Below are 24,131 nucleotides of genomic sequence, written 5' to 3' on the forward strand. Positions count from 1 at the left end.
GCCCACGCAGCGTTGCCCTTCGATCACGGATCGAGGTAGCCCCCGTTGGTCGGGTTCACCACATCGGTCCCGGGCTGACAGTTGACGGAATTCGCGACCGCTTACCCTTGGACCATGCTCAACCGCATCGACCTGCGAGGTCGGGTCCCGTCCGCCGCCGAACTGCGCGCCGCGCTGCCGCGCGCCGAGGTCGACGTGGACGCGGTGCTGCACCACGTGCGGCCGATCGTGGAGGACGTCCGGGACCGCGGCGTCGAGGCCGTGCTGGAGCACACCGAGCGGTTCGACCACGTCCGCCCCGCCGCCGTCCGGGTGCCCGCCGCCGAGCTGGAGCGCGCGCTGGTCGAGCTGGACCCGGCCGTGCGCGCCGCCCTGGAGGAGTCCGTCGCCCGCGCCCGCCGGGTCCACGCCGACCAGCGCCGGACCGACACGACCACCCAGGTCGTGCCCGGCGGGACGGTGACCGAGCGGTGGGTGCCGGTCGCCCGGGTCGGCCTCTACGCGCCCGGCGGCCTGGCCGTCTACCCGTCCACCGTGGTGATGAACGTGGTGCCGGCGCAGATCGCCGGGGTCGGGTCGCTGGTGGTCTGCTCGCCGCCGCAGGCGGAGTTCGGCGGCCTGCCGCACCCGACGATCCTGGCCGCCGCCGCGCTGCTCGGGGTGACCGAGGTGTGGAGCGCGGGCGGCCCCATGGCGATCGCCCTGCTGGCCTACGGCGGCACGGACACCGACGGCTCGCCCCTGGAGCCCGTCGACGTGGTGACCGGGCCCGGCAACATCTACATGACCGCGGCCAAGCGGCTGCTGCGCGGCCTGATCGGCATCGACTCCGAGGCCGGGCCCACCGAGATCGCGATCCTGGCCGACGAGACCGCCGACCCGGTGCACGTGGCGGCCGACCTGGTCAGCCAGGCCGAGCACGACACGCTGGCCGCGAGCGTGCTGGTGACCACCTCGGTGGAGCTGGCCGACGCGGTGGACGTCGAGCTGGAGCGGCAGGTCGGCGCGACCAAGCACAGCGAGCGCGTCCGCACCGCGCTGCGCGGCCGGCAGTCCGGCACCGTGCTGGTGTCGAGCGTGGACGAGGGCCTGCGGGTGGTCGACGTGTACGCGGCCGAGCACCTGGAGGTCCAGACCGCCTCCGCCCGCGAGGTGGCCGCCCGGGTGCGGGCGGCGGGCGCGGTGTTCGTGGGCGCGCACTCGCCGGTGTCGCTGGGCGACTACTGCGCGGGCTCGAACCACGTGCTGCCCACCGGCGGCTGCGCGCGGCACTCGTCGGGGCTGTCGGTGCAGACCTTCCTGCGGGGCATCCACGTCGTGGACTACAGCGAGGAGGCCCTGCGCGAGGTCGCGCCGCACGTCGTGGCGCTGGCCAACGCAGAGGACCTGCCCGCGCACGGCCAGGCGGTCACCGCGAGGTTCGGCGGATGAGGCCGGTCGGGGAGCGGGTGGAGCTGAGCGACCTCCCCCTGCGGGAGGACCTGCGCGGCCGCACGCCCTACGGCGCGCCCCAGCTCGACGTGCCCGTGCGGCTGAACACCAACGAGAACCCGTACCCGCCGTCGCCCGCCCTGGTCGAGGACGTGGCCAAGGAGGTCGCGGCGGTGGCGGCCGAGCTGCACCGCTACCCGGACCGGGACGCGGTGGCGCTGCGCGAGGACCTGGCGGCCTACCTGGCGTCGGCCACGGGCGTGCCGCTGACCGCGGCCAACCTGTGGGCGGCCAACGGGTCGAACGAGATCCTCCAGCAGGTCCTCCAGGCGTTCGGCGGGCCGGGCCGCACGGCGCTGGGCTTCGAGCCGTCGTACTCGATGCACCCGATCATCGCGGCGGGCACGCGCACCGAGTGGGCGCCCACGCCGCGCCGCGCGGACTTCTCGCTGGACGTGGCGCGGGCGGCGGAGGTCATCGCCGAGCGCGCGCCCGACGTGGTGTTCGCGACCAGCCCGAACAACCCGACCGGGCAGAGCCTGCCGCTCGACGACCTGCGCGTGCTGGTCGAGGCCGCGCCGGGCGTGGTCGTGGTGGACGAGGCGTACGCGGAGTTCTCCTCGCGGCCGAGCGCGGTGGAGCTGCTGGCCGAGCACCCGGCGAAGCTGATCGTGAGCCGGACCATGAGCAAGGCGTTCGCGTTCGCGGGCGGGCGGCTGGGCTACCTGGCCGCCGCGCCCGCCGTGGTGGACGCGCTGCTGCTGGTCCGGCTGCCCTACCACCTGTCCGCGCTGACCCAGGCGGCGGCGCGCGCGGCCCTGCGCCACGCGCCGGAGACCCTGGGCTCGGTGGCGAAGCTCGCCGCCGAGCGGGACCGGGTGGTGGCCGAGCTGTCCGAGCTGGGCTTCTCGGTCGTGCCGAGCGACGCGAACTTCGTGCTGTTCGGCTGGTTCACCGACACGCGGGCCGCGTGGCGGTCCTACCTGGAGCGCGGTGTGCTCATCCGGGACGTCGGCATCACCGGGCACCTGCGGGTGACGGTCGGCACCCCGGCGGAGAACGACGCGTTCCTCGCGGCGAGCAAGGAGGTTGACCGGTGAGCCGGGTCGGCAAGGTGGAGCGGACCACCAGGGAATCGTCGGTGCGCGTCGAGGTGGACCTCGACGGGACCGGGCAGGTCGAGATCGCCACGGGGGTGCCGTTCTACGACCACATGCTGACCGCGCTGGGCGTGCACGGGTCGTTCGACCTGGTGGTCCGGGCGACCGGCGACGTGGAGATCGACGCGCACCACACCGTGGAGGACGTGGCGATCGTGCTCGGGCAGGCGCTGCGCGAGGCGCTGGGCGACAAGAAGGGCATCCGCCGGTTCGGCGACGCCTGGATCCCGATGGACGAGACGCTGGCGCACGCGGCGGTGGACGTGTCCGGCCGCCCGTACTGCGTGCACGTGGGCGAGCCGGAGCAGTTCAACGCCTTCACCATCGGCGGGAACTACCCGTTCGTGCTCAACCGGCACGTGTTCGACTCGCTGGCGTTCCACGCGGGCATCGCCCTGCACGTGCGCGTCGAGTACGGCCGCGACCCGCACCACATCACCGAGGCGCAGTTCAAGGCGATCGCCAGGGCGCTGCGCGCGGCCGTGGAGCCGGACCCCCGCGTGGGCGGCGTGCCCTCCACGAAGGGTGTGCTCTAGGTGTCGAAGGAGCTGGTCGTCCTCGGCCTGCTCGCGCTGGCGGGGTTCCTGGGCGGTGGGGTCTACAGCACGTGGAAGACCGCCCGGGGCCTGTCGGTGGTGCTCGCGGTGCTGACCGCGCTGGCCCTGGGCGGCGTGCTGCTCTGGCTGCTGTAGGGGCTCATGCCGGGTGTTCCCGCAGGTAGGCGGGCGGCACCGCGGCGGCCAGCCACACGCCGTTCGCGCTCACCCGGAACTCGTGGCCGGCGGCGCGCATGGCCGCCGCGTCGACCTCCAGCACCACCGGCCTGCCCCGGCGCGACCCGACCCGCACGGCCGTCTCCACGGTCGCCGACAGGTGCACGTCGTGCCGACTCATGGGCCGCAGCCCGTCGCGCAGGATGTCGGGCAGCGCCGTGCCCACCGTCCCGTGGTAGAGCACTGCGGGCGGCTCGGCCGCGGCCAGGCCCAGCTCCACGGGCACGCTGTGGCCCTGGCTGGCGCGGATGCGCCCGTCGACCACCTCGTAGCGCTTCTTGTCGTTGAGCGCCACGACCTCCAGCACGTGGTCCCGGCCCACGCCGAGCGCCGCCACGAACTCGTCCAGGTCCACCCAGCCGGCCGCGTCGAGCACCAGGCCCGCCCGCCCCGGGTCGTGGCGGAGCACCTTGGACATCCGCTTCGACAGGCGGATCACCTCTTCTTCCCGCACCGACCCAGTCCAGCACGCCGCCGCAAGCGGGTTTCCTACAGCCCGCCCTCGCCGGCCGGCTTGAGCTTCGGCGCGCCGGGGCCGTTCGCGGCCTGCTCGTCCTGGAAGTTGTGCAGGTAGCAGCTGCGCAGCGACAGGCACCCGCACCCGATGCACGAGGTCAGCCGGTCGCGCAGCCGCTGGAGCGCGTCGATCCGCGCGTCCAGCTCGGCCTGCCAGGTGGTGGACAGCCTGCTCCAGTCGGACTTGGTCGGCGTGCGGCCGTCCGGCAGCGCGGCCAGCGCCTGCTGCACGTCCTCCAGCGAGAGCCCCACCCGCTGGGCGGTGCGGATGAACGCCAGCCGGCGCAGCACCGACCGCGCGTACCGGCGCTGGTTGCCCGCGGTCCGCTCGGACGCGATGAGCCCCCGTTCCTCGTAGAACCTCAGGGCGGTGTGCGGCACGCCGCTGCGGTCGGCCACCTGGCCGATGGTCAACGTGTCGGGCAACTTGCTCACGTGCCCATCCTATGGGTTGACCTCGACTTAAGTCGAGGTTGTTCGCTGGGGTCATGGCAGTCACGAGCGAGCCGGCGCACGCGGAGCTGCGCGCGTTGTTCCGGCGGATGACCGGGGACGAGAAGCACGAGTGGGCGGCCGCGTCCACCCTCGACGTGCTGTGGGTGCTCTACGACCGGGTGCTGGACGTCTCGCCGGACCGGGTGGACGACCCGGACCGCGACCGGTTCCTGCTGTCGAAGGGGCACGGGCCGATGGCCTACTACGCGGTGCTGGCGGCCAAGGGCTACCTGGAACCGTCCACCCTGGACGACTGGACGGCGTGGGACTCGCCGCTGGGGCAGCACCCGGACCGCGTGCTGGTGCCCGGCGTCGAGATCGGCAGCGGGTCGCTGGGCCACGGCCTGCCGATCGCCGTCGGCACCGCGCTGGGCCTGCGCCTCCAGGGGCGCGCCGCCCGGACGGTGGTGCTGGTCGGCGACGCCGAGCTGGACGAGGGCAGCAACCACGAGGCGATCGCGCTGGCCGGGCGGCTGGCGCTGGACCGGCTCACCACCGTGGTGGTGGACAACGAGTCCGGCACGCACGGCTGGCCCGGCGGCGTGGCGCGCCGGTTCGAGGTCGAGGGGTGGCAGTCGTCCACTGTGGATGGAAGGGACCAGGGCGCGCTGCACGCGGCGCTCACGCGGGAGCACACCGGGCGGCCGCTGGTCGTGGTGGCGCGGATCGAGGAGGGGCGATGACGACCATGCGGCAGGTGTTCGTGGACACCGTCGAGGAGGTCATGCGGCACGACCCGCGCGTGGTCGTGGTGATCGCGGAGATCTCGCGCGACGCCTTCCGGCCCCAGGACCGGCTGATCAACGTCGGCATCCGCGAGCAGGCCATGGTCGGCGTGGGCGCGGGGCTGGCGCTGGCCGGGCTGCGGCCCGTGGTGCACAGCTACGCGCCGTTCCTGGTCGAGCGGCCGTTCGAGCAGGTCAAGCTGGACTTCGGGCACCAGGACGTGGGCGGGGTGCTGGTCGGCATCGGCGGCTCCTACGACGACCCGGCGTGGGGCCGCACGCACCAGGCGCCCGGCGACGTGGCGCTGCTCGACACGCTGCCCGGCTGGACCGTGCACGTGCCCGGCCACGCGGGCGAGGTGGAGCCGGTCGTGCGGGCCGCGCTGGCCGGTGACGACCGGGTCTACCTCAGGCTGTCCCTGCGGCAGAACGCCGCGCCGCTCCCGGTGGTCGAGGGGTTCACCGAGGTGCGGCGCGGCGGGCGGGGCGTGGTGGTGGCGGTCGGGCCGCTGCTCGACACCGCCCTGGCCGCCACCGAGGGGACCGACGTGACCGTGCTGTACGCCTCGCGGGTCCGCCCGTTCGACGCCGCCGGGCTGCGCGCGGCCGTCGCGCGGACCGGCCGGGCCGACGTGCTGCTGGTCGAGCCCTACCTGGAGGGCACGTCCGCGCACCACGTGGCCGAGGCGCTGGCCGACGTGCCGCACCGGCTGCGGTCGCTGGGCGTGCGGCGGGACGCCGAGCTGCGCGCCTACGGCACCGCCGAGGACCACGACTCGGCGCACGACCTCGACGTGCTCGGCGTGGCCGCGGCCGCGCGTCGGATGTTCGACCACCCGGCGGCTGCGGCATGATCCCTACCCGTGAGCGTGCCGAGAACCCTGATCTGGACACCCGCGCCGACGGCGGAGCTCCAGCTGAACCTGCACCGCGCGGTCGTGGGCCCGGCCGCGCTGGTCCCGGTGACGTCCGGGACGGTGCTGCTGCCGCGCAGGCAGATCGGGTTCCCGGCGGCGCTGCGGTTGGCCGAGCAGGTGCGCCGGACCGGCGTGCCCGCGCTGCTGGTGCGCTGGAGCCCGGCCGGTGAGGTGTGGACGGACGGCGAGGCGGCCGGCTACACGGGGGCGCCCCGCCGGCTGGTCGGGCTCGTCCGCTGGTGGCGGCTCGACGCCCGGCCCGGCGCGGCGGACCTGCCCGGCGACGTGACCGAGGTCAGGGCCCTGGTCGACGAGGGCCGCGCGGACGCCTGGGTGACCAACCTCCCGTCCGGGGCGGGCCTGCCGATCAACACCGTGCTGCCCGTGGTGCCCGTGACGCAGGGCGGCTCACCGCTGGCCTAGTAGCCTGGGCGTTGTGGCACGAGTCGTCGTTTTGGACTACGGATCCGGCAACCTCCGCTCCGCCGAGCGCGCGCTCCAGCGCGTCGGCGCCGAGGTGGAGGTCACGGCGGACCACCGGGCGGCCCTCGACGCCGACGGCCTGGTGGTGCCCGGCGTGGGCGCGTACGCGGCGTGCGTGGAGGGCCTGAACGCGGTCCGGGGCGGCCGGCTGATCGGGCAGCGGCTGGCCGGCGGCCGTCCGGTGCTGGGCATCTGCGTGGGCATGCAGGTCCTGTTCGAGCGGGGCATCGAGCACGGCGTGGAGTCCGAGGGCTGCGGCGAGTGGCCGGGCACGGTCGAGCGGCTGGAGGCCCCGGTCGTGCCGCACATGGGCTGGAACACGGTCCGGGCACCGGGGGGGACCCGGCTGTTCGCGGGCCTGGACCCGGACACCCGGTTCTACTTCGTGCACTCCTACGCGGTGCGCCGGTGGGAGCTGCCGGAGGGCGGCCCGCTCAGGGCGCCGCTGGTGACGTGGTCCTCGCACGGCGGTGACGACTTCGTCTCGGCGGTCGAGAACGGGCCGCTGTGGGCGACCCAGTTCCACCCGGAGAAGTCCGGCGACGCGGGCGCGCACCTGCTGGAGAACTGGCTCGGCACCCTCAACTAGGCTGTTCGCGTGACCTTCACGCTGCTCCCGGCCGTTGACGTGGCCGATGGCCAGGCGGTCCGGCTCGTCCAGGGCGAGGCCGGCACCGAGACCTCCTACGGCGACCCGCTGGACGCCGCGCTCGCCTGGCAGCGCGACGGCGCGGAGTGGGTCCACCTGGTGGACCTCGACGCCGCGTTCGGCCGGGGGAGCAACCGCGAGCTGCTGGCCCGGGTGATCGGGCGGCTCGACGTGAAGGCGGAGCTGTCCGGCGGCATCCGCGACGACGAGTCGCTGGCCGCCGCGCTGGCCACCGGTTGCGCGCGGGTGAACCTGGGCACGGCCGCCCTGGAGGACCCGGTGTGGTGCGCGAAGGCCATCGCCGAGCACGGCGACAAGGTCGCGGTCGGCCTGGACGTGCGCATCGGCGAGCGCGGCTACCGGGTGGCCGGGCGCGGCTGGACCACCGACGGCGGCGACCTGTGGGACGTGCTGGAGCGGCTGGACCGCGACGGCTGCGCCCGCTACGTGGTGACCGACGTGAGCAAGGACGGCACGCTCCAGGGCCCGAACGCGGACCTGCTGCGCGAGGTGTGCGCGCGCACCGACGCGCCGGTCATCGCCTCCGGCGGGGTGTCCAGCGTGGCCGACCTGGTGGCGCTGGCCGCGCTGAACCGGGACGGCGTGGAGGGCGCGATCGTGGGCAAGGCGCTCTACGCGGGCGCGTTCACGCTCCCGGACGCACTGGCCGCGGTCCGCGGCTGATCGCGGCCTCGATCGCCGCCACCACGTGGGCCTCGGCGGCCTCCCTGGTCACACCCGTGGCCATCAGGACCTCGGCCGCCGTGCCCTCGCCGACGGCGAGCAGGCCCAGCAGCACGTGCTCGGTGCCCACGAAGCGGTGCCCGAGCCGCAGCGACTCGCGCACGGCCAGCTCCAGCGCCTTCTTGCAGCGGGCGGTGAACAGCTGCTGCGCGGGTGGCTGCCTGCCGGTCGGGTCCAGCGCGTTGAGCAGCACCAGCCGCGTGGTGCCCTCGGACGCCTCCAGCGCGGCGATCGTCTTGGCGGCCAGCCCGCCGGACTCGTCGAGCAGGCCCAGCAGGAGGTGCTCGGTGCCGATGCGCTCGCTGAACCGGGCGTGGTGGCGGGCCAGCACGACGACGCGGCGGGCCCGGTCGGTGTAGCGGTCGAAGCTCGGCCTGAGCTCCGCCGACTCCTTGGGCACGAACCGCTTCTGCGCGGCCTGCTTGGTCACGCCGATGCTCTCGCCGATGTCGGTCCAGCTCGCGCCCGCCCGCCGCGCCTCGTCCACGAAGTGGCCGATGAGGTGGTCGCCCAGCTCGTCCAGCTCGCCGCTGAGCCGCACGGCGGCGGTCAGCCGGCCCAGCACGTCCCCGTGCTCCGTCGCGACCGCGACGATGAGGTCGGTGAGCTGGACCGGCGTGGTGACCATCCGTCAACCCTAGGTTGACGGTGCCGGGATCGTCAACCCGTGGTTGACGGCACCGGATCGTCAGTCCGCGGTTGAGGTCGTGATCTCGATGCCGACCGTGCCCTCCCTGCCCCGGCGCAGGCGGCTGCCCAGCAGCGTGAGCCGCCCGAACACCCCGTACTTCTTCGCGATCAGGTCCCGCACGCGGTCGCTGTCGGCCCGGTCGAGCAGCCGCGCCCGCCCCGGCACCTGCGGCCCCGTGGGGTTGCCCCGCACGTCGCAGGGCCCGACCTCGACCTCACCGCTGCGGCGGATGCGCTTGACCTTGCCCGCGTCGGCCGCCGACCAGGCGTAGACCGCTCCGCCGTCCCCGACCACCCACACGGGGGTGGGCACGGGCGTGCCGTTCTTGCGGTACGTCGTCAACAACAGGTACTTGCCGTCTCCCAGGCCCATGCCCGCACACGGTAAGGGCCCCGCCCGGACGATGCCGGACGGGGCCCTCACTGACCGGTCAGGTCAGATAACCGTGACGTTGGTGGCCTGGGGGCCCTTGGCGCCCTGACCCACGTCGAAGCTCACGCGCTGGTTCTCCTCCAGGCTGCGGTAGCCGCCGCTCTGGATCTCCGAGTAGTGCACGAACACGTCCGCGCCGCCGTCCTCGGGGGAGATGAAGCCGAAGCCCTTCTCCGAGTTGAACCACTTCACGGTGCCGTTAGCCATTTTTCTCCTCATACCACTTCCAGCGGGGCGGACGCACCCACTGCGGCCGGTCCGGGCGTATGGACCTCAGAGGAGTCACACGCTCAAACGCCGTTTCGCGAGCGTGAAGACACGACACAAAACCTACGACCTCCATCAGTTAACCACACTTCTCCCGGGATTGCCGGCCCCCCGGTCTCGCGCCGCCCGAACGAGGGTGCCCCGTAGGCTTTTACCCATGTCAGTAGCGGTGCGCGTGATCCCCTGCCTGGACGTCGACCGGGGCCGGGTGGTGAAGGGCGTCAACTTCACCGACCTCGTCGACGCGGGCGACCCGGTCGAGCTGGCGCGGGCCTACGACGCCGAGGGCGCCGACGAGCTGACGTTCCTGGACGTGACGGCCTCGTCGGGCGACCGCGAGACCACCTTCGACGTGGTCCGCCGCACCGCCGAGCAGGTGTTCATCCCGCTCACCGTGGGCGGCGGCGTGCGCAGCGCCGACGACGTGGACAAGCTGCTGCGCTCGGGCGCGGACAAGGTGAGCGTGAACACGGCCGCCATCGCCCGCCCCGAGCTGCTGGGCGAGCTGTCCCGCCGGTTCGGCGCGCAGTGCGTCGTGCTGTCGGTCGACGCGCGCCGCGTGCCCGGGGGCGAGCGGCCGACCCCCTCGGGCTTCGAGGTCACCACGCACGGCGGCCGCCGGGGCACCGGGATCGACGCGGTCGAGTGGGCCGCGCGCGGCCAGGAGCTGGGCGTCGGCGAGATCCTGCTGAACTCCATGGACGCCGACGGCACCAAGGCCGGGTTCGACCTGGAGCTGATCCGGCTCACCCGCGCGGCCGTCGACGTGCCGCTGATCGCCAGCGGCGGGGCCGGGCAGGTCGACCACTTCCCGCCCGCCGTGGCCGAGGGCGCGGACGCGGTGCTCGCGGCGAGCGTGTTCCACTTCGGCGCGCTGCGCATCGGCGAGGTCAAGCGGGGCCTGCGCGACGCGGGCGTGGAGGTCCGGTGATGCTGCGCGACGCACCCGTGGAGGCGCGGGTCGCCATCCTGATCGGCACGGCGGGCGCGCTGGCGTTCGTGCTCATGGGCCTGGTCCAGGCGCAGGTGGAGGCCGACTCGTCCTGGCTGCGGTTCCCGGTGATCATCGCGGTGCTGGAGCTGCTGGCCGTCGCCGGGCTGGCGGCCGGGCCGCGTCCCGCGCGGCTGGTCGCCGCCTGCCTGTTCGGCCTGGTGGGGCTCATCCACCTGCTGGCCGTGCTCAACGACGGTCCGGTGTGGTTGCGCGTGCTGTCCGGCGTGCTCTCCGCCGCCCACGTGTTCGCCGTGGTGCTGCTCAACACCCGGCCCGCCCGGCTCCACTACTCCGGAGGACAGCGGTGACCAGCGCGCTCGACCCGTCCATCGCCGCCCGGCTCAAGCGCAACGCGGACGGCCTGGTGTGCGCGGTCGCCCAGCGGCGCGGCACCGGCGAGGTGCTGATGGTGGCGTGGATGGACGACGAGGCCCTGCACCGCACGCTCACCACCCGCCGCGCCACGTACTACTCGCGCAGCCGGCAGCGGCTGTGGGTGAAGGGCGAGACGTCCGGGCACACCCAGCGGGTGCACGAGGTGCGGTTGGACTGCGACGGCGACACCGTGCTGCTGACCGTGGACCAGGAGGGCGCCGCCTGCCACACCGGCGACGCCACCTGCTTCGACGCGGACGTGCTGCTCAGCTGACGTGGCCGGTGCCGGCGTGGTCGGTGCCGATGTCGCCGGTCAGGTAGCGCTGGAGGGTCGGCGCGATCGCCCGGACCACGGTGTCCACGTCCGCCGAGGCGAGCGGCTCGAACCGCACCACGTACCGGACCACGCCCATGCCGAAGATCTGGCTGGCCAGCAGGGTGGCGCGCAGCTCCGCGTCCGGCGCGCCCAGGTGGGACACGAGCCGCTTGAGCAGGACCTGCACGAAGAACCGCCGCAGCACCTCGGCGACCTGCTCCTGCGAGGTGATGCTGCGCACCATGGCCGCGAACTGCCCGCCCCCGGTGGCGTCCCAGATGGCGATGAAGTTGCGCACGATCCGCTCGCCGACCTCCTCCCGCGGACCGTCGAGCAGACGTTCCACCAGCACGTTCGGGTCGATCGGCACCTGGAGCACGGCCTTGGCGAACAGGCCCTCCTTGCTGCCGAACCAGTGGTTGACCATGGCCGCGTCCACGCCCGCCCGCGCCGCGATGGACCGCACGGTCGCGCCCTCGAAACCACGCTCGACGAACACCTCGCGGGCGGCGGTCAGCAGGGCGGCCTTGGTGTCCTCGCCGCCGGCCCGGCGGCCCCGGCGCTTGGGTTCGGTTTGTCGCGGGCTCTCGTTCACGTCACCATCATGGGCGAAACCGGACATTTTTTCAACGTGTGATGAAATAGGGCGCCCCGGGGTCGCCCCCGCCCACCGGGCCCGCCGACGCCCCGTGCCCACCGGGCACAATGGCGCCCATGGTGAGCGTCATCGGTGCAGGCACCGGTCTGGGCGAGATCAGCCCCACGCGCGAGGAGTTCCGCGAGCTCGCCGCCCAGCGGCGGGTCGTCCCGGTGGTGAGGCGGCTGCTGGCCGACGCGGAGACACCCGTCGGGCTGTACCGCAAGCTCGCGGCCGACCGGCCCGGCACGTTCCTGTTCGAATCGGCGGAGAACGGCCGGTCCTGGTCGCGCTGGTCGTTCGTCGGCGCGCGCAGCGCGGGCGCGCTGACCGCCACCGGCGGCGAGGCGTACTGGCAGGGCCAGCACCCCGTCGGCCTGCCCGAGGGCGGCGACCCGCTGGCGGCGCTGCGCGAGACCATCGAGGTGCTGCGCACCGACCCGCTGCCCGGCCTGCCCCCGCTGACCGGCGGCATGGTCGGCTACATCGGCTACGACGCCGTGCGGCGGTTGGAGCGGCTGCCGTCGCTGGCCGAGGACGACCTGCGGCTGCCCGAGCTGGTCATGATGCTGGCCACCGACCTGGCGGCGCTGGACCACCACGAGGGCACCGTCACGCTCATCGCCAACGCCATCAACTGGGACGACTCGCCGGAGCGCGTGGACGCCGCCTACGAGGACGCCGTGGCGCGCCTGGAGCGGATGACGCGGGACCTCCAGTCGCCCGCGCCGCCCACGGCCGCCGTGTTCTCGCGGCCCAAGCCGGAGTTCACCCGCCGCCGGACGCCGGAGGAGTACCGCGGCGTGGTGGAGCGGGCCAAGGAGGCGATCCGCGCCGGCGAGGCGTTCCAGGTCGTGCTGTCGCAGCGGTTCGAGATGCGGACCACCGCCGACCCGCTGGACGTCTACCGCGTGCTGCGCACGTCCAACCCCAGCCCGTACATGTACCTGCTGCGGCTGGAGGACTTCGACATCGTCGGGTGCAGCCCGGAGTCCCTGGTCACGGTGCGGGACGGGAAGGCGACCACGCACCCCATCGCGGGCACCCGGTGGCGCGGCGTGGACGAGGAGGAGGACGCGCTGCTGGAGAAGGACCTGCTGGCCGACCACAAGGAGCGGGCCGAGCACCTGATGCTCGTCGACCTGGGCCGCAACGACCTGGGCCGGGTGTGCAAGCCGGGCTCGGTGACCGTGGTCGACTTCTTCAAGGTCGAGCGCTACTCGCACGTCATGCACATCGTGTCCACGGTCAGCGGCGAGCTGGCCGAGGGGCGCACGGCGTTCGACGCGGTCGCGGCGTGCTTCCCGGCCGGCACCCTGTCCGGCGCGCCCAAGCCGCGGGCGATGGAGCTGATCGAGGAGCTGGAGCCGACCCGCCGCGGGCTCTACGGCGGGGTGGTGGGCTACCTGGACTTCGCGGGCGACGCGGACACCGCCATCGCGATCCGGACCGCGCTGATCCGCGACGGGGTGGCGTACGTGCAGGCGGGGGCGGGCATCGTGGCCGACTCGGACCCGGTGGCCGAGGACAACGAGTGCCTGAACAAGGCCGGTGCGGTGCTGTCGGCGATCGCGACGGCGGGGACCATGGCCCCGGCGGCGGAACCGGCTCGTGTCTGATCCGGAGCGGCCGGGGGCCGGGCCCGGGGCCGGGGCAGGCGGCGGGGCCGGCTCCGGGTCCCGGGCCGGCGCCGCGCCCGGCCCCGAGCCCGGTGGCGGGCCCGCGCCCGGGGTCGGGGCTGAGCCCGGTGCTGAGCCCGAGCCCAGGGCCGACCCGGGGTCCAGCCCCGGCGCCGAGCCCGAGCCCCACCCCGGCGCCGACCCCGATCCCGCCCCCGACCAGGCCGCCAGGCGCGCCCGCGCTGCCCAACGACGTCCACTGTGGATCGTGGTGGCCCTGCTCGTGGCCGCCGCGGCCGCCCTCGGGGGCGCCTCCGGCCTGACCTGGGACGCCGCCGACGACCTCGACGGCGGCGACGTGGTGCCCGCCCTGGTCCCCCTGGCGCTGCTGTGCCTGGCCGCCATCGCCGCCGCGGTGGCGCTCGGCGGGTGGGCGCGGGGCGCGCTGGGCGGCGCGGTGCTCCTCGCGGGCGTCGCGGCCGGGGTCCAGGGCGCCGGGGCCGACGGCCCGCCGACCGGGCGGGGCCTGGTCCTCGCGGGCGCGGCGTTGGTGGTGGCGGCCGGCGCGCTGCTGCTCGTGCGGGGCGCGGCGATGCCGAAGCTGGGCGGCGGCTACCGGGCGCCGGGCGCGGTCGAGCGCACCGCCGATCCCGAGCGCGAGCTGTGGAACGCCCTGGAGCGCGGCGACGACCCCACTGATCGGGACTGACCCCCGGACGCCGCACGTTCGCGCACGTCGGCTCGCGAGGGCCCCGGTCAGCAGCGCGAACAGCGCGACCCCGGTGGCCCGAGCAGGTGCGTCACGGGGTTAGCATCCTCGTGGCGGGAAGGGGAGCATGACGTGCGGGAGCTTGCTACTGAACCGGAAGGTCCGACGGGGTCGAGCGAGGTGCTCGGATGACCACCGTGCTCGAATCGATCATCGAGGGAGTCCGGGAAGACCTCGCCCAGCGCGAGGCCGCGCTGCCCTTCGACGTGCTCAGGGAGCGGGCGACCAAGGTGGCCCCGCCGCAGGACGTGATGGCGGCCCTGCGCAGCCCCGGGGTGGGTGTGATCGCCGAGGTCAAGCGGCGCAGCCCGTCCAAGGGTGAGCTGGCCGACATCCCGGAGCCCGCCGACCTGGCGGTGCAGTACGAGCTCGGCGGGGCGCGGTGCATCAGCGTGCTGACCGAGCAGCGCCGCTTCGGCGGGTCCCTGGCGGACCTCGACGCGGTGCGCGCGGCGGTGCGCGTCCCCCTGCTGCGCAAGGACTTCATCGTCAGCCCCTACCAGGTGCACGAGGCGCGCCTGCACGGCGCGGACCTGGTGCTGCTGATCGTGGCGGCGCTGGAGCAGAACGCCCTGGTCTCGCTGCTGGACCGGGTCGAGTCGCTGGGCATGACCGCCCTGGTCGAGGTGCACACGGCCGAGGAGGCCGACCGCGCGCTGGAGGCGGGGGCGAGCGTCATCGGCGTGAACGCCCGCAACCTGCACACCCTCCAGGTCGACAAGGACGTGTTCGGGCGGATCGCGCCGGGCCTGCCCTTCGACACCATCAAGATCGCCGAGTCCGGGGTCACCGGTCCGGGCGACCTGATGGCGTACGCGGGCGCGGGCGCCGACGCGGTGCTGGTCGGCGAGAGCCTGGTGACGAGCGGCGACCCCAAGGTCGCGGTGAACAAGCTGGTGACGGCGGGCTCCCACCCCGCCTGCCCCCGGCCCAGCCGGTAGAAGGAGAAGGCGCATGTCGCGCGGCCAGTTGGCTCCGACACCACACGACCCGGACGAGCGGGGCCACTTCGGGCCGTGGGGCGGCCGGTTCATGCCGGAAGCCCTCATCGCCGCGGTGGACGAGCTCGCCGCGTTCTACGAGGAGGCGCGGGTCGACCCGGGGTTCCTGGACGAGTTCGCCAGGCTGCTGCGCGACTTCGCCGGCCGCCCGTCGCTGCTCACCGAGGCGCCCCGGTTCGCCGAGCACGCGGGCGGCGCGCGGATCTTCCTCAAGCGCGAGGACCTGAACCACACCGGCTCGCACAAGATCAACAACGTGCTGGGCCAGGCGCTGCTGACCAAGCGCATGGGCAAGAAGCGGGTCATCGCCGAGACCGGCGCGGGCCAGCACGGCGTGGCCACGGCCACCGCCTGCGCGCTCATGGGCCTGGACTGCGTGATCTACATGGGCGAGGTCGACACCGAGCGGCAGGCGCTCAACGTGGCCCGGATGCGGCTGCTGGGCGCCCGGGTCATCCCGGTGTCCAACGGCTCGCGGACCCTCAAGGACGCGATCAACGAGGCGCTGCGCGACTGGGTCGCCAACGTCGACGACACGCACTACCTGCTGGGCACCGCGGCGGGGCCGCACCCGTTCCCGGTGCTCGTGCGCGACTTCCACCGCGTCATCGGCGTCGAGGCCCGGCAGCAGGTCCTGGAGAAGGCCGGCCGCCTGCCCGACGTGGTGGCCGCGTGCGTCGGCGGCGGGTCCAACGCCATCGGCATCTTCCACGGCTTCATCGACGACCCGTCCGTGCGGCTGGTGGGCCTGGAGCCCGGCGGCGACGGCGTCGAGACCAGCAGGCACGGCGCCACCCTCACCAAGGGCACGCCCGGCTCGCTGCACGGCGCGATGTCCTACGTGCTCCAGGACGCCGACGGGCAGATCGCCGAGGCGCACTCCATCTCGGCCGGCCTGGACTACCCGGGCGTCGGCCCCGAGCACGCCCACCTCAAGGACACCGGCCGCGCCGAGTACCGGCCGGTGACCGACGCCGAGGCCATGGACGCGTTCGCCCTGCTCTCGCGCACCGAGGGCATCATCCCGGCGGTCGAGTCGGCGCACGCGCTGGCCGGCGCGCTCAAGCTCGGCCGCGAACTCGGGCCCGAGGGGTTGATCCTGGTGAACCTGTCGGGCCGGGGCGACAAGGACATGGACACCGCGATCAAGTGGTTCGGGCTGGGGGTGGACTCGTGAGCGGGCTGGGTTCGGTCTTCGAGACCTGTCGGGCGGAGTCGCGGGCGGCCCTGATCGGGTACCTGCCGGCGGGCTTCCCGACCGTCGAGGGCTCGCGGGACGTGCTGCGCACGATGGTGTCGGCCGGCTGCGACGTGGTCGAGGTGGGCCTGCCGTTCTCCGACCCGGTCATGGACGGCCCCACCATCCAGCGCGCCGCCGAGCAGGCGCTGCGCGGCGGGTTCCGGGTGCGCGACCTGTTCGGCGTGGTCGAGTCGGTCACCTCGGCCGGCGGGCGCGCGGTGGTCATGACCTACTGGAACCCCGTGCTGGCCTACGGGGTGGACCGGTTCGCGCGCGACCTCGCGGCGGCGGGCGGGTTGGGCGTCATCACGCCCGACCTGGTGCCGGACGAGGCCGAGGAGTGGATCGCCGCGAGCGACGCGCACGACCTGGACCGGATCTTCCTGGTCGCGCCGTCGTCCTCGGAGGAGCGCGTCGCGATGACCGCGCGGTCGTCGCGGGGCTTCCTGTACGCGACCTCGGTGATGGGGGTGACCGGCGCGCGCGACGTGGTGTCGTCGGCGGCCCCGGCGCTGGTCGAGCGGGTGCGCGCGCACACCGACCTCCCGGTGGGCGTGGGGCTGGGCGTGCGCAACGGGGCGCAGGCGGCGGAGCTGGCGGCGTTCGCGGACGGGGTCATCGTGGGGTCGGCGTTCGTGTCCGCGGTGGCGGACGACTCGGTGGCGGCGCTGACCGAGGAGCTGGCCGGCGGGGTGCGCCGCGCGGCGGCGGCCGTGTAGCGCGCGCCCGAGCGGGACGGCGGGCCCGGGTCCGGACGACCCGTCCCGGTAACAATCGCGCTGTCGCCGCGGAGCCGGTCGGAGCACCCACTACGGTGGTCCCGTGGTGACGACTTACCTGGCGACGATCCCGAGCCCGGACCAGGGCGTGTGGCAACTGGGACCGATCCCGCTCCGCGCCTACGCGTTGTGCATCATCCTCGGCATCGTCCTGGCCATCTGGTGGGGCGAGCGCCGCTGGGTGGCCAGGGGCGGGCTGAAGGGCGAGGTCACCGACATCGCCGTCTTCGCGGTCCCGTTCGGCCTGGTCGGCGGCCGGCTCTACCACGTGGCGACCGACTACCACAAGTACTTCGGCGAGGGTCGCAACCCGCTGGACGCGCTGGCCATCTGGAACGGCGGCCTCGGCATCTGGGGCGCCATCGCCCTGGGCGGCGTCGGCGCGTGGATCGGCTGCCGCCGCAAGGGCATCCCGCTGCCCGCCATGGCCGACGCGCTCGCGCCCGGCATCGTGGTCGCCCAGGCGATCGGCAGGCTCGGCAACTACTTCAACCAGGAGCTCTACGGCGGTCCCACCACGCTGCCGTGGGGCCTGGAGATCTACGAGCGGGTCGACCCGGAGACCGGGTTCAAGGACGACCTGGCCGGCGTGGCGCTGGACCACACCCCGATCGAGATCGTGCACCCCACGTTCCTCTACGAGCTGCTGTGGAACCTGGGCGTGGCGCTGCTGATCGTGTGGGCCGACCGCCGGTTCCGACTGGGCCACGGCCGGGTGTTCGCGCTCTACGTCGCGGGCTACACGGCGGGCCGGTTCTGGATCGAGCTGATGCGCACCGACCCGGCCACCGAGGTGTTCGGGCTGCGGATCAACGTGATCACCTCCGTGGTGGTCTTCCTCGGCGCGGTCGTCTACTTCGTCCTGGCCGCCAGGCGGGGTCCGCGGGAGGTGATCGTGCGGAGCGAGTCGCCCACCGGCGACACCGGGTCCGACGGCGCGACCGACGGCGGTGACGCGACCCCCTCCGACCCGGACGCCCCGAACCCCTCCGGTTCCTCCGCCGCTTCCTCCGCCGCGAGCGAGGTCAGCACGGTGCCGCGGACCGGGACCGAACCGGCGACCAGGCCCGCGGACGCCGGCGACAAGCCGGAGCAGTAGCGGGTATGCGCATCCTCGTCGTCGAGGACGACGACCGGGTGGCGCGCGGCCTGCTCACCGCCCTGCGCCACGCGGGCTACGAGGTGCACCGGGTCGCCACGGCCGCCGCGGCGCTGACGGCCCAACCGGCGGACGTCGTGCTGCTGGACCTGGGCCTGCCCGACGGCGACGGCCTGGACGTGCTGCGCGAGCTGCGCCGCCGCACCGGCACGGCGATCATCACGGTCACCGCGCGCGGCGAGGAGCGGGAACGCGTGCTGGGCCTGCGCCTGGGCGCGGACGACTACGTGGTCAAGCCGTTCGGCACGGCGGAGCTGCTGGCGCGCATCGAGGCGGTCCTGCGCCGCACCCGCGCGGCGCGGGCGGCCGAGCGCGAGCACGAGGTCACGCTGGGCCCGCTGACCCTGGACCCGGCCGGCCGGGAGGCCCGGATCGACGGCGAGCCGGTGCCGCTGACCCGCAAGGAGTTCGACCTGCTCGCCCTGCTGGTGGCGCGGGCGGGCACGGTGGTCAGCCGCGACCTGATCGTGGACCAGGTGTGGCAGGCGCACTGGGAGGCCCCGTCCCGCACGCTCGACACCCACATCGCGGCGCTGCGCGGCAAGCTCGGCGACGCGCTGCGGATCGAGACGATCCGGGGCGTGGGCTACCGGGTGGCGGCCCACGCCTGAACCGGCGTCACCAGGTGTGGGCGACGTCCACCACGAGGCGGTCGGTCAGCACGAGCACGCGGAACGGCAGCCGCGCCCGCACCCCCATGCCCACGGTCGTGGTGCCCTCCCACGACCCGGCCCACACGACCTGCCGGAACGTGGTGTAGCCGGTCACGTCCACCAGCTCCATCGGGTCGTCGTACTCGTAGGTCGGGTCGAAGTTCTCGTCGTAGGCCGGCGAGTAGGTGGTGACCTGGATCTTCCCGCCACCCCGCACCGGGATCGGCTCGCCCGAGGCGTCGTGGGTGATCTCCGGGACGTACCTCGCGCTGTACCCGCCGGGCGTGCCGGCGATGTCGAACACCAGCCGGTCGTAGCACTCGTGCCGGCCGGCCCGGATGTCGGTCAGGTACGGGGCGTGACCCTCGTACAGGTACTTGTCGCCGGAGCCCCAGTCGACCGGCGCGCAGGCCGCCGGGGCCGCCTGGGCCGCGGGTGCGACCAGCACCAGCCCGAGCACCGCCGACAGCACCGCCGAGATCGTGCGCAACATGTGAGTTCCCCCTGACGCGGGCCCCCTGCCCGCAGTGTGGATTGTGACACGCATCACCCGGTTGGGGGTGCCGATCGGGGAGTTCACCCGATCCGGGGCGTCACCAGGTGTGGGCGACGTCCACCACGACCCGGCCGGGCAGCGTGAACACGCGGAACGGCAGCACCGCCCGCACGCCCAGCCCCACCGTGGTCTGCCCCTCGAACGACCCGGCCCACGCGACCTGCCGGAACGTGGCGTAGCCGGTCACGTCCACCAGCTCCGACCGGTTCGCGGGCACGTAGGTCGGGCCGCCGTTGTCGTACGCGGGCGAGGCGACCGTGACCCGGAGCCTGCCGTCGCCGCGCAGCGGCACCGGCTTGCCCGAGCCCTCCTGGAGGACCTCGTCGACGTACTCCACCCAGTAGCCGTCGTTCACCCCGCCGAAGTCGAACACCAGCCGGTCGTAGCACTCGTGCTGTCCCGACCGGATGTCCGTCAGCGTGCCCTGCCCGGTCGGCCACTGCGACTTGGCCCCGCTGCCCCACCCGGTCTCGCACACCGCGGCCGAGGCGACCGCCGGGGCGACGACCGCCACGGGCACGGCGGCGGCCACGACCGCCGCGAGCACGGCGGCGACTTTGCGTAACATCCCGTTTCCCCCTCCTCGGGCCCATGCGGCCCCCCAGGAGTTATGACGCGCCTCACCCCAGGGAGGTTGCCCGCGTGCTGCGCCGCCTGCTCGTCCTGATCGTGCCGCTGCTGGTGGCCCTGGTGGCGGCGCTGGGTGTGCCGCTGGCGTTCGCGGTGGCGCAGCGCGAGAGCCAGGAGACCTACCTCGACCGCCTGGGCGACGCGAGCCGCTTCGCCTCGCTGGCCGAGAACGCCCTGGCCTCCGACCGGCTGACCGCGCTGCGCGACGAGCTGATCCGCTACGACCAGCTCTACGGCATCGAGGCGGCCCTGATCGGCGCGGACGGCGACGTCGTCGCCTCGTCCCGGCAGGGGTTCGACCGGGCCGGCGACCCGCACGTGGCCACCGGCCTGGAGGCCGCGTTCAGCGGTTACCGGGGCGAGGCCGAGCAGTTCATCTGGCCGTGGGAGCGGGTGGACCTGGTCGTGGTCGAGCCGGTGGGCCGGGACAGCGAGGTGGTGGCGGCGGTGGTGACCGTCTCGCCCACGGAGGGGCTGCGGGCGGCGATCCTGCGCCAGTGGGGCGTGCTGGCCCTGATCGGCCTGGTGCCGATGCTCGCGGTGGTGGCGGTGGCCTGGCCCATGTCGCGCTGGGTGCTGCGCCCGGTCCGCAGGCTCGACGAGGCCACGGCCGCGGTCGCGGGCGGCGAGCTGGACGCGCGGGCCGACGAGGTGGGCGGCCCGCCGGAGCTGCGCCGCCTGGCGGCCAGCTTCAACGCCATGGTGGACGTGGTCGGCCGGGCCCTGCGCCGCCAGCGGGCGTTCGTCGCCGACGCCTCCCACCAGCTGCGCAACCCCCTGGCCAGCCTCCGCCTGGCGGTGGACAACCTGGCACCGCACCTCACCGACGAGGCGGGCCGCGAGGCGCAGCGCATCGCCGCCGACGAGGCCGAGGAGATGGGCCGCGTGCTGGACGCCCTGCTGGCCGCCACCCGCCTGGACAGCGCGTCGGCCGCCGAACCGGTCGACGTCGACAGCCTGCTGGCCACGCACGTCCCGGGGTGGCGGGCCCTGGCGGGGCGGGTCCGGCTGGTGGTGGACGTCCCGCCCGGCCTGCGGGTGCTGGCCCCGCCCGGTGGCCTGGGCAGCGTGCTGGACGAACTGGTCGGCAACGCGGTCCGCCTGTCCGGCGCGACGACCATCCGGCTGTGGGCCGAGCGGACCGGCGACCACACCGAACTGCACGTCACCGACGACGGCACGGGCCTGACCGCCGACGAGCGCGCCGCCGCCCTCGGCCGCTTCTGGCGCGCACCGAGGCACCAGAACGTCGCGGGCACGGGTCTGGGCCTGTCGATCTGCGCCGAACTGGTCGCCTCGGCGGGCGGCGAACTGGTGCTGCGCCCGACCGGACCGCACGGTGTGGACGCCGTGGTCCGGCTCGGTGCCGCCGGTCGGTAGGGGAGGGCACCGGGAGCGCTCCACCGCCCGCCGCCGAACCACCGCCCGCCGCCGAACCACCGCCCGGCGGGGAACTACCGCTTGGTCGCCCGGAACCAGCGCGCCGCCCCGTGGTGCAGCGGCACCTTCCCGGTCGCGATCCCGGTGCGCACGTTGATCCGGCTCGCCTCCGGGTGCCCGGCCGCGATGCGCCCGGACTCGGTGAACACCGTCCGCGTCACCAGCTCCACCAGGTCGTCGTCCAGCGAAGTCCGCGCCAGCAGCAGGTTGGGCACGGCGAAGGTCCGGCACGGCCCCAGGTCGCCGTAGGTGGTGGCCGGGATGGTGGCCGGCACGTACGGGCCCGGGTACGCCTCGGCCAGCCGCACGGCCTCGTCGGGCAGGTTGAGCAGGCGCACCGGGACCGCGCGCAGCACGTCGTCGATGGCCGGGGTGGGGATGCCGGTCAGCGCCAGCAGGGCGTCGATCTCCCCGGCGGCCAGCCGGCGGGCGGCCTCGCTGTGCGCCATGTTCCGCGCGTCCACCCGGATGCCCAGCAGGTCGAGCAGGCGGGAGCCGGTGAACTCCGAGCCCGACCCCACCGGGCCGAACGACACCGGCCGCCCGGCCAGGTCCGCCAGCGAGCGCACCGGCGACGAGGCGGGCACGGCCACCTGGAGGAAGCTGTCGTAGAGCCGGCCGACGGCGCTGATGCCGCCCGCGTCCTCGGCGCTGAGCGGCGCCCCCTCCAGCGGGTCCAAAGAAGACAGTCCCAGGTGGACCTCGCCCTCGCGCAGCAGCCGGACGTTCTCCACCGACGCCGCGGTCGGTCGGGCCCGGACCCGTGTCGACGGCAGCCGGTCGGCCAGGGCCGCCGCGAGCGCGCCGCCCACCTCCTGGAATACCGCGCCGTCCGGGCCGGTCGCCAGCACCAGCTCGTCGAGGGCCGGCGCGTCGGTGGACGTGCAGCCGGGCACCCCCGCCGCGAGGGCGGCGAGCAGCACCGAGCGCCGGGGGACCCGCACGCCCGCAGACTAGTCCCACCGGTGGGTGAACGGCGCGTTACGTCAGGGGGACCTGAAGTTTCCGGCGGGCTCCTTGTCCCGGGTGCCGGCTGTGCCCAGGATCACCCACCAGACCCGAGCGCCGAAGCCCCCTGGAGGAGACGTGGTCAGCGCGCAAGCCCGTGAGCGCAAACCGATCTACCGGCACCTGTACTTCTGGGTCCTGGTGTCGATCGTGCTCGGCATCGTGGTCGGGTACGCCTTCCCCGCCCAGGCGTCCGGCATGAAGTGGCTGGCCGACTTCTTCGTCGCCCTGGTCAAGGTCGTCATCGCCCCGACCATCTTCTGCACGATCGTCGTCGGCATCGCGGGCCTGGGCAACCTGGCCAAGGCGGGCGGCCTGGCGCTGCGGACCATCCTGTACTTCACCGCGATGACCACGGTCGCGCTGGCCATCGGCCTGCTCGTGGTCAACGTGGTGCAGCCCGGCCACCACGGGCCGCCCATCCCGATCGACGAGGACGCGGCCTCCGGCACCCTGGAGGACGCCAAGACCGCCGAGACCGGCATCACCGGCTTCATCCTCGGCCTGGTGCCCAAGTCGTTCCTCGGCGCGTTCACCGACGGGCAGCTGATCCAGGTGCTGGTGGTCGCGGTCCTGGTCGCGGTGGCCGTGGCCGGCATGGGCAAGCGCGGCGAGCGGGTCGTGCAGGCCCTGGACACCGTCGCCAAGGTGATGTTCGGCGTCATCAAGATCGTCATGTACGCGGCGCCGATCGGCGCGTTCGGCGGCATCGCCTACACGATCGGCAAGTTCGGCGGCACGATCCTGGGCAAGCTCGCCTGGCTGATGGGGTCGTTCTACGCCACGTGCCTGCTGTTCGTCCTGGTCGTGCTCGGCGGCGTGGCCCTCTACGCCGGGTTCTCGATCTTCAAGTTCCTCCGCTACATCAAGGACGAGCTGCTGATCGTGCTGGGCACCTCGTCCAGCGAGTCGGTGCTGCCCCGGATGCTGGTCAAGCTGGAGGCCGCGGGCGCGGACAAGTCCGTGGTCGGCCTCACCATCCCGACCGGCTACTCGTTCAACCTGGACGGCACCTGCATCTACCTGACCATGGGCGCCATCTTCATCGCCCAGGCCACCGGCCACGACGTCTCGCTGGGCACCCAGATCGGCCTGCTGCTGTTCATGCTGCTGGCCAGCAAGGGCGCGGCGGGCGTCACGGGCGCCGGCCTGGTCACGCTGGCGGCCTCGCTCAGCGCGTTCGAGGCGAACAGCGCCATCCCGGCGGTCGGCATCGCCCTGATCGTGGGCATCGACCGGTTCATGTCCGAGGCGCGGGCCATCACCAACGTCATCGGCAACGGCGTGGGCGCCCTGGTCGTGGCCCGCTGGCAGGGCCAGCTCGACCGCGACCGGCTCAGGCGGGTCCTGGACAACCCCGCCGAGGTCGACGTGGACGCCCTGATGGACCGCCAGCACGGTGACGACGACGGGTCCGCCGACCGCGAGCCCGCCGCCGCCGGCCACCGCTAGGCGCCGGGGTCGGGACGCACCGGGGCCGAACGGCGGCCCCGGTGCGTCCGCTCGACGCACGCCCGGCGGGGCCGCTCAGGCGCGTTGCGCCGGGCGCCCCCGGGGGTACCCGAACGGGTGCGGAGCCGTGTCAGGAGGGTCTCAGCGAAGCCCTCGGGAGGAGGGGCGGGGCGTATGCTTAACAACGCGTAACAACGCCGGCCCCACTGTCGCTCCGCGG

General features: G+C 74.2%; 30 protein-coding genes. 21 read left to right on the forward strand and 9 right to left on the reverse strand.

Annotated features, from left to right (window positions below):
• Nucleotides 1–114 precede the first annotated feature (114 nt).
• From hisD to ACFP3R_RS06840, 4 genes are read left to right on the forward strand one after another with little or no spacing between them, the layout of a single operon-like run.
• A complete protein-coding gene (gene hisD, locus ACFP3R_RS06825) occupies nt 115–1,431 on the forward strand; it encodes a histidinol dehydrogenase (RefSeq protein WP_380633885.1) in 1,317 nt (438 codons plus the stop codon).
• A complete protein-coding gene (locus ACFP3R_RS06830; RefSeq protein ID WP_380633886.1) occupies nt 1,428–2,531 on the forward strand; it encodes a histidinol-phosphate transaminase in 1,104 nt (367 codons plus the stop codon). Before hisD ends, ACFP3R_RS06830 begins: the two co-directional genes overlap by 4 nt.
• Entirely contained in the window at nt 2,528–3,127 is a 600-nt protein-coding gene (hisB, locus tag ACFP3R_RS06835) for an imidazoleglycerol-phosphate dehydratase HisB (RefSeq protein ID WP_380633888.1), read from the forward strand. The genes ACFP3R_RS06830 and hisB overlap by 4 nt, the downstream gene beginning before the upstream one ends.
• Entirely contained in the window at nt 3,128–3,283 is a 156-nt protein-coding gene (locus ACFP3R_RS06840) for a hypothetical protein (protein WP_380633889.1), read from the forward strand. It abuts the gene before it with no gap.
• A 4-nt stretch (nt 3,284–3,287) separates the two neighbouring features.
• On the opposite strand, the gene ACFP3R_RS06845 is transcribed toward ACFP3R_RS06840, so the two are convergent.
• A complete protein-coding gene (locus tag ACFP3R_RS06845) occupies nt 3,288–3,818 on the reverse strand; it encodes an RNA 2'-phosphotransferase (RefSeq protein ID WP_380633891.1) in 531 nt (176 codons plus the stop codon).
• 35 nt (nt 3,819–3,853) lie between these two features.
• The gene (gene soxR, locus ACFP3R_RS06850; protein WP_380633892.1) at nt 3,854–4,315 is read right to left on the reverse strand and encodes a redox-sensitive transcriptional activator SoxR; all 462 of its coding nucleotides are present in this window, start codon (nt 4,313–4,315) and stop codon (nt 3,854–3,856) included.
• 53 nt (nt 4,316–4,368) lie between these two features.
• Between soxR and ACFP3R_RS06855 the strand changes: the two genes are divergently transcribed.
• Genes ACFP3R_RS06855 through priA form a run of 5 tightly spaced genes read left to right on the forward strand, consistent with a single transcriptional unit; the run spans nt 4,369 to nt 7,833 of the window.
• The gene (locus ACFP3R_RS06855; protein WP_380633894.1) at nt 4,369–5,058 is read left to right on the forward strand and encodes a thiamine pyrophosphate-dependent enzyme; all 690 of its coding nucleotides are present in this window, start codon (nt 4,369–4,371) and stop codon (nt 5,056–5,058) included.
• A complete protein-coding gene (locus ACFP3R_RS06860; RefSeq protein WP_380633896.1) occupies nt 5,055–5,954 on the forward strand; it encodes a transketolase family protein in 900 nt (299 codons plus the stop codon). Before ACFP3R_RS06855 ends, ACFP3R_RS06860 begins: the two co-directional genes overlap by 4 nt.
• Nucleotides 5,955–5,963: 9 nt before the next feature.
• Nucleotides 5,964–6,440 carry a hypothetical protein gene (locus tag ACFP3R_RS06865; RefSeq protein ID WP_380633897.1) on the forward strand — a complete coding sequence of 159 codons (477 nt, stop codon included), beginning with the start codon at nt 5,964–5,966 and terminating at the stop codon, nt 6,438–6,440.
• A gap of 13 nt (nt 6,441–6,453) precedes the next feature.
• Nucleotides 6,454–7,089 (forward strand): imidazole glycerol phosphate synthase subunit HisH, encoded by a 636-nt coding sequence (gene hisH, locus ACFP3R_RS06870; protein WP_380633899.1) that lies wholly within the window; start codon nt 6,454–6,456, stop codon nt 7,087–7,089.
• Between the two features lie 9 nt (nt 7,090–7,098).
• Nucleotides 7,099–7,833, forward strand: coding sequence for a bifunctional 1-(5-phosphoribosyl)-5-((5-phosphoribosylamino)methylideneamino)imidazole-4-carboxamide isomerase/phosphoribosylanthranilate isomerase PriA (gene priA / locus ACFP3R_RS06875; protein ID WP_380633900.1), 735 nt, complete (start codon nt 7,099–7,101; stop codon nt 7,831–7,833).
• Here the strand turns inward: priA and ACFP3R_RS06880 are convergent.
• From ACFP3R_RS06880 to cspE, 3 genes are all read right to left on the reverse strand, one after another.
• Nucleotides 7,796–8,521 carry a Clp protease N-terminal domain-containing protein gene (locus ACFP3R_RS06880; RefSeq protein ID WP_380633902.1) on the reverse strand — a complete coding sequence of 242 codons (726 nt, stop codon included), beginning with the start codon at nt 8,519–8,521 and terminating at the stop codon, nt 7,796–7,798. The genes priA and ACFP3R_RS06880 overlap by 38 nt on opposite strands.
• A 60-nt stretch (nt 8,522–8,581) precedes the next feature.
• Nucleotides 8,582–8,956 (reverse strand): PPOX class F420-dependent oxidoreductase, encoded by a 375-nt coding sequence (locus ACFP3R_RS06885; RefSeq protein ID WP_380633904.1) that lies wholly within the window; start codon nt 8,954–8,956, stop codon nt 8,582–8,584.
• A gap of 63 nt (nt 8,957–9,019) precedes the next feature.
• Nucleotides 9,020–9,223, reverse strand: a complete 204-nt coding sequence (gene cspE / locus ACFP3R_RS06890) for a transcription antiterminator/RNA stability regulator CspE (RefSeq protein WP_344034944.1) — start codon at nt 9,221–9,223, stop codon at nt 9,020–9,022.
• Nucleotides 9,224–9,440: 217 nt separating this feature from the next.
• On the opposite strand from cspE, the gene hisF reads away from it, so the two are divergent.
• The 3 genes from hisF to hisI are packed head-to-tail and all read left to right on the forward strand — an operon-like array spanning nt 9,441 to nt 10,926.
• The gene (hisF, locus tag ACFP3R_RS06895) at nt 9,441–10,214 is read left to right on the forward strand and encodes an imidazole glycerol phosphate synthase subunit HisF (protein ID WP_380633906.1); all 774 of its coding nucleotides are present in this window, start codon (nt 9,441–9,443) and stop codon (nt 10,212–10,214) included.
• Nucleotides 10,211–10,585 carry a hypothetical protein gene (locus tag ACFP3R_RS06900; RefSeq protein WP_380633908.1) on the forward strand — a complete coding sequence of 125 codons (375 nt, stop codon included), beginning with the start codon at nt 10,211–10,213 and terminating at the stop codon, nt 10,583–10,585. The genes hisF and ACFP3R_RS06900 overlap by 4 nt, the downstream gene beginning before the upstream one ends.
• Entirely contained in the window at nt 10,582–10,926 is a 345-nt protein-coding gene (gene hisI / locus ACFP3R_RS06905; protein WP_380633909.1) for a phosphoribosyl-AMP cyclohydrolase, read from the forward strand. Before ACFP3R_RS06900 ends, hisI begins: the two co-directional genes overlap by 4 nt.
• Here the strand turns inward: hisI and ACFP3R_RS06910 are convergent.
• On the reverse strand, nt 10,919–11,590 hold the full coding sequence (locus ACFP3R_RS06910; RefSeq protein ID WP_380633911.1) for a TetR/AcrR family transcriptional regulator: 672 nt from the start codon (nt 11,588–11,590) through the stop codon (nt 10,919–10,921). The two genes, hisI and ACFP3R_RS06910, sit on opposite strands and share 8 nt — an antisense overlap.
• Nucleotides 11,591–11,682: 92 nt before the next feature.
• On the opposite strand from ACFP3R_RS06910, the gene ACFP3R_RS06915 reads away from it, so the two are divergent.
• The 7 genes from ACFP3R_RS06915 to ACFP3R_RS06945 all read left to right on the forward strand — a co-directional run bounded on the left by ACFP3R_RS06915 (nt 11,683) and on the right by ACFP3R_RS06945 (nt 18,783).
• Nucleotides 11,683–13,224 carry an anthranilate synthase component I gene (locus tag ACFP3R_RS06915; protein ID WP_380633912.1) on the forward strand — a complete coding sequence of 514 codons (1,542 nt, stop codon included), beginning with the start codon at nt 11,683–11,685 and terminating at the stop codon, nt 13,222–13,224.
• A gap of 268 nt (nt 13,225–13,492) precedes the next feature.
• Nucleotides 13,493–13,933, forward strand: coding sequence for a Trp biosynthesis-associated membrane protein (locus ACFP3R_RS06920; protein WP_380633913.1), 441 nt, complete (start codon nt 13,493–13,495; stop codon nt 13,931–13,933).
• A gap of 188 nt (nt 13,934–14,121) precedes the next feature.
• Nucleotides 14,122–14,934 carry an indole-3-glycerol phosphate synthase TrpC gene (gene trpC / locus ACFP3R_RS06925; protein WP_380633914.1) on the forward strand — a complete coding sequence of 271 codons (813 nt, stop codon included), beginning with the start codon at nt 14,122–14,124 and terminating at the stop codon, nt 14,932–14,934.
• Nucleotides 14,935–14,947: 13 nt separating this feature from the next.
• Nucleotides 14,948–16,171 (forward strand): tryptophan synthase subunit beta, encoded by a 1,224-nt coding sequence (gene trpB / locus ACFP3R_RS06930; RefSeq protein WP_380633916.1) that lies wholly within the window; start codon nt 14,948–14,950, stop codon nt 16,169–16,171.
• The gene (trpA, locus tag ACFP3R_RS06935) at nt 16,168–16,953 is read left to right on the forward strand and encodes a tryptophan synthase subunit alpha (RefSeq protein ID WP_380633917.1); all 786 of its coding nucleotides are present in this window, start codon (nt 16,168–16,170) and stop codon (nt 16,951–16,953) included. The genes trpB and trpA overlap by 4 nt, the downstream gene beginning before the upstream one ends.
• Nucleotides 16,954–17,059: 106 nt before the next feature.
• A complete protein-coding gene (gene lgt / locus ACFP3R_RS06940) occupies nt 17,060–18,112 on the forward strand; it encodes a prolipoprotein diacylglyceryl transferase (RefSeq protein WP_380634233.1) in 1,053 nt (350 codons plus the stop codon).
• A gap of 5 nt (nt 18,113–18,117) precedes the next feature.
• The gene (locus ACFP3R_RS06945; protein WP_380633918.1) at nt 18,118–18,783 is read left to right on the forward strand and encodes a response regulator transcription factor; all 666 of its coding nucleotides are present in this window, start codon (nt 18,118–18,120) and stop codon (nt 18,781–18,783) included.
• 7 nt (nt 18,784–18,790) lie between these two features.
• Here the strand turns inward: ACFP3R_RS06945 and ACFP3R_RS06950 are convergent, their stop codons facing one another.
• Both ACFP3R_RS06950 and ACFP3R_RS06955 read right to left on the reverse strand, forming a co-directional pair.
• Nucleotides 18,791–19,318 carry an AMIN-like domain-containing (lipo)protein gene (locus ACFP3R_RS06950; RefSeq protein ID WP_380633920.1) on the reverse strand — a complete coding sequence of 176 codons (528 nt, stop codon included), beginning with the start codon at nt 19,316–19,318 and terminating at the stop codon, nt 18,791–18,793.
• Between the two features lie 100 nt (nt 19,319–19,418).
• Entirely contained in the window at nt 19,419–19,949 is a 531-nt protein-coding gene (locus tag ACFP3R_RS06955) for an AMIN-like domain-containing (lipo)protein (RefSeq protein ID WP_380633922.1), read from the reverse strand.
• A 74-nt stretch (nt 19,950–20,023) separates the two neighbouring features.
• Between ACFP3R_RS06955 and ACFP3R_RS06960 the strand changes: the two genes are divergently transcribed.
• A complete protein-coding gene (locus ACFP3R_RS06960; protein WP_380633923.1) occupies nt 20,024–21,391 on the forward strand; it encodes a sensor histidine kinase in 1,368 nt (455 codons plus the stop codon).
• Between the two features lie 74 nt (nt 21,392–21,465).
• Here the strand turns inward: ACFP3R_RS06960 and ACFP3R_RS06965 are convergent, their stop codons facing one another.
• Entirely contained in the window at nt 21,466–22,395 is a 930-nt protein-coding gene (locus ACFP3R_RS06965; protein ID WP_380633925.1) for a TAXI family TRAP transporter solute-binding subunit, read from the reverse strand.
• A gap of 142 nt (nt 22,396–22,537) precedes the next feature.
• On the opposite strand from ACFP3R_RS06965, the gene dctA reads away from it, so the two are divergent.
• Nucleotides 22,538–23,911, forward strand: coding sequence for a C4-dicarboxylate transporter DctA (gene dctA, locus ACFP3R_RS06970; RefSeq protein WP_380633926.1), 1,374 nt, complete (start codon nt 22,538–22,540; stop codon nt 23,909–23,911).
• Nucleotides 23,912–24,131 lie beyond the last annotated feature (220 nt).

The sequence above is a fragment of the Saccharothrix lopnurensis genome (genome assembly GCF_042658445.1).
GTDB classification, from domain to species: domain Bacteria; phylum Actinomycetota; class Actinomycetes; order Mycobacteriales; family Pseudonocardiaceae; genus Actinosynnema; species Actinosynnema lopnurensis.